Annotated in this window: 3 protein-coding genes; all 3 read left to right on the top strand. The window is 72.1% G+C overall.

Translation table 11 applies throughout. The features are described from left to right. A partial coding sequence (locus NCC78_RS30460; RefSeq protein WP_250798853.1) for a DUF4245 domain-containing protein occupies positions 1-586 on the top strand: 586 nt, incomplete at its 5' end. A gap of 118 nt (positions 587-704) precedes the next feature. Next, entirely contained in the window at positions 705-1,514 is an 810-nt protein-coding gene (locus NCC78_RS30455) for a hypothetical protein (protein ID WP_250798852.1), read from the top strand. 248 nt (positions 1,515-1,762) lie between these two features. Further along, complete coding sequence (locus NCC78_RS30450) at positions 1,763-2,614, top strand: hypothetical protein (RefSeq protein WP_250798850.1); 852 nt, start codon at positions 1,763-1,765, stop codon at positions 2,612-2,614. Positions 2,615-2,756: the final 142 nt, after the last annotated feature.

Here is a 2,756-nt window from a genome sequence, read left to right as displayed (position 1 = left end):
CGGGGCCGGGGCCGGGGCCGCCGACGGCGCGGCGCAAACCGGCGAGCGGCCCGCGCCGCCGGCCGCGGTCGACCCGGGCAAGTCGGAGCGCTCGCCCAAGGACATGGCGATCTCGCTGCTGGTGCTGCTGGTGCCGATCGCTCTGCTGCTCGCCTTCTACCGGGGCTTCCTGGGCGGCGACCAGCCGACCACGGTCGACCCGGCGCCCGCGGTCGAGTCGGCCCGGGCGGCCAACGCGTTCCCGGTCAGCCAGCCCGCCGACCTGGGCGAGGGGTGGCGCACGGTGAACGCGAACTTCCAGTCGGTCGAGGGCGGGTCGACCCTGCGGATCGGCTACCTCACCGGGGAGGGTCGGGGCGCCCAGCTGGTGCAGAGCAGCGTGCCGCCGGAGCGGCTGCTGCCGACCGAGCTGACCGCGGAGGGGCAGCCGCAGGGTCAGGCGGACCTGGGCGGGCGCACGTGGCAGCGGTACACGGCCCGGGGCAACGAGCAGGCGCTGGTACTGCTCGAACCGAACCGCACGGTGATCGTGGTCGGCGACGCCCGCGACAACGAGCTGCGGCACCTGGCTCTGGCGCTCCGCTAGGCATTTGCGGTCAGGGCCGCTGCCGTCCCCCCCGGACGTCGGTGGCATCGGTTAGGCTGCCCCGGCTCGCTGCCCGGCGACCCTGCTCGACCGGGTGATTCCCGTTCTGTGAAGAGAGATGACTGTGAACATTCGACGGTGGAGCGTCGGCGTTCTCGCCGCCACCCTGTTCGTCCCCGGTCTGGCCGCCTGCAAGACGGACACCGCCGAGCCGGGTGCCGCCGCCGGTTCGTCCGCGGCCATTCCGGCCGACCCGAAGGAGGCGCTGCTCGCCTCCACCAAGGAGATCGAGAAGGGCAACTTCACCTTCTCGCTCGCCGGCGCCGGCCTGACCGGTCAGGGTCTGGTGCACAAGCCCAGCAACAGCGCCCAGTTCTCCATGAAGTTCGACGACGGCTCCGGCGTGTCGATGGGCATGGAGATGGTCTACATCCAGCCGGACAGCTGGGTGAAGCTCGACCTCGGCGAGATGGGTGACGTCATCCCCGGCATGGCCAAGATGAAGGACAAGTACCAGCACCTCGACCAGTCCAAGGTCAAGGACGCCGACGCCCTCAGCCTCAACATGGAGGACGTGGACCCGGCCGGCACCGCCGCGCTCACCAAGAGCATGACCGACGTGCAGAAGACCGGCGAGGGCGCCTACGCCGGCAAGCTCGACGTCTCCGGCGTGTCCGACTCGGCGGCCATCGACGCCGACCTGGTCAAGGCTCTCGGCGCGCAGGCCAAGTCGCTGCCCTTCACCGCCAAGCTGGACCCGCAGGGCCGCCTCACCGAGCTGGTCATCTCGGTCCCCGCCGCCGGCGACACCAAGGCGCACGACATCAAGGTCGCCTACGCCGACTACGGCAACGCCACCACCGCCCAGAAGCCGCCGGCGGACAAGGTGGTCGAGGCCTCCGAGCAGACGTACGAGATGTTCAAGTAGGACCGGCACACGGCGAACGGGGCGGCTCCGGCCGCCCCGTTCGGCGTTTGCGGGAGTGTCACCCGGTGGGGGTAACCGGACAGGCGGGTGATTGTGCGACGCGGTGGCAGGGAACAGGAGAAGGAGCGACCCGCGCGGACCGCCCCCGGCGGCCGGCCCGGTTCGCGCGACGCAGCCGACAGTAGTGCTGCGCCGCCCGGTTTCCGGCCGCCGCCAGGTGCGTCGGGTGACCCACATGGGAGACACACATGACTGTTCGACGCTTGAGCGCCGGCCTGGTGGCCGCCGCGCTGTTCACTCCCGGTCTCGCCGCCTGCAACGCCACCGGGACCCCCCAGGCGGGCTCGTCCGCCTCCCCGACCGTCTCGGCGTCCGGCGCGGCCACGGCCTCCGCCGCGCCCGGCGTGCCCGGCGACGCCAAGCAGGCCCTGCTGGCCTCCACCAGGGAGATCAGCAACGGCAACTTCCGGTTCACCATGTCCGGCGGTGGCTCGACCGCCGAAGGGCAGGTGCACGAGCCGAGCCAGAGCGCGGAGATGCGGATGACCATCGGCGCGCCCACCGACGACCTGTTCATGAAGCTCGACCTGGTCCACTTCAAGCCGGACAGCTGGGTGAAGGTGGAGCTGGGCGGGACGACCGCCAGCAGCGTGCCGGGCGTGCAGAAGCTCAACCTCGGCAAGTACCAGCACCTCGACCAGACCCGGATCAAGGGCAACCGGAACCTCGGCTTCGACTTCGACAAGGTCGACCCGGCCGGCAGCGAGGTGCTGACCCAGGGCATCACGGAGGTGCGCCAGACCGGCGACGGCGCGTACGCCGGCACCCTGGACGTGTCGAAGGCCGCGCAGGCCGGCTCGGTGGACCCGAGCGTGATCACCGCGCTCGGGCCGCAGGCCAAGTCGGTGCCGTTCACCGCGAAGCTCGACCCGCAGGGGCGGCTCAGCGAGATGGTCGTGCAGATCCCGGCCGCCGGCCAGACCAAGGCGCAGGAGATCCGGGTCGCCTACTCGGACTACGGCAACGCCACCGCCGCGCAGAAGCCGCCGGCGGACCAGGTGGTCGAGGCGCCGGCCGAGTTCTACAACCTGTTCAACTGAGGCGGTCGCGACGGGTGCGGGGCGGCTCCGGCCGCCCCGTTCCGCGTACCGGCTCCCGCGGGTCGCGGCGGGCGTGGCCGGCGAGGGCCGCCGGGGCCGGGGCGTGGCGGCCTCAGGAGTCGGCGCCGTCCTGTCGGGCGGC

It is taken from the genome of Micromonospora phytophila, from assembly GCF_023656545.1.
GTDB lineage: Bacteria > Actinomycetota > Actinomycetes > Mycobacteriales > Micromonosporaceae > Micromonospora > Micromonospora phytophila.
This window is presented reverse-complemented; position numbering and strand designations above follow the sequence as displayed.

What these genes read in the sequence shown, in the direction of transcription:
- NCC78_RS30455 (WP_250798852.1), top strand. Translation starts at nt 705, where the DNA reads ATGACTGTGAACATTCGACGGTGGAGCGTCGGCGTTCTCGCCGCCACC.
- NCC78_RS30450 (WP_250798850.1), top strand. Translation starts at nt 1,763, where the DNA reads ATGACTGTTCGACGCTTGAGCGCCGGCCTGGTGGCCGCCGCGCTGTTC.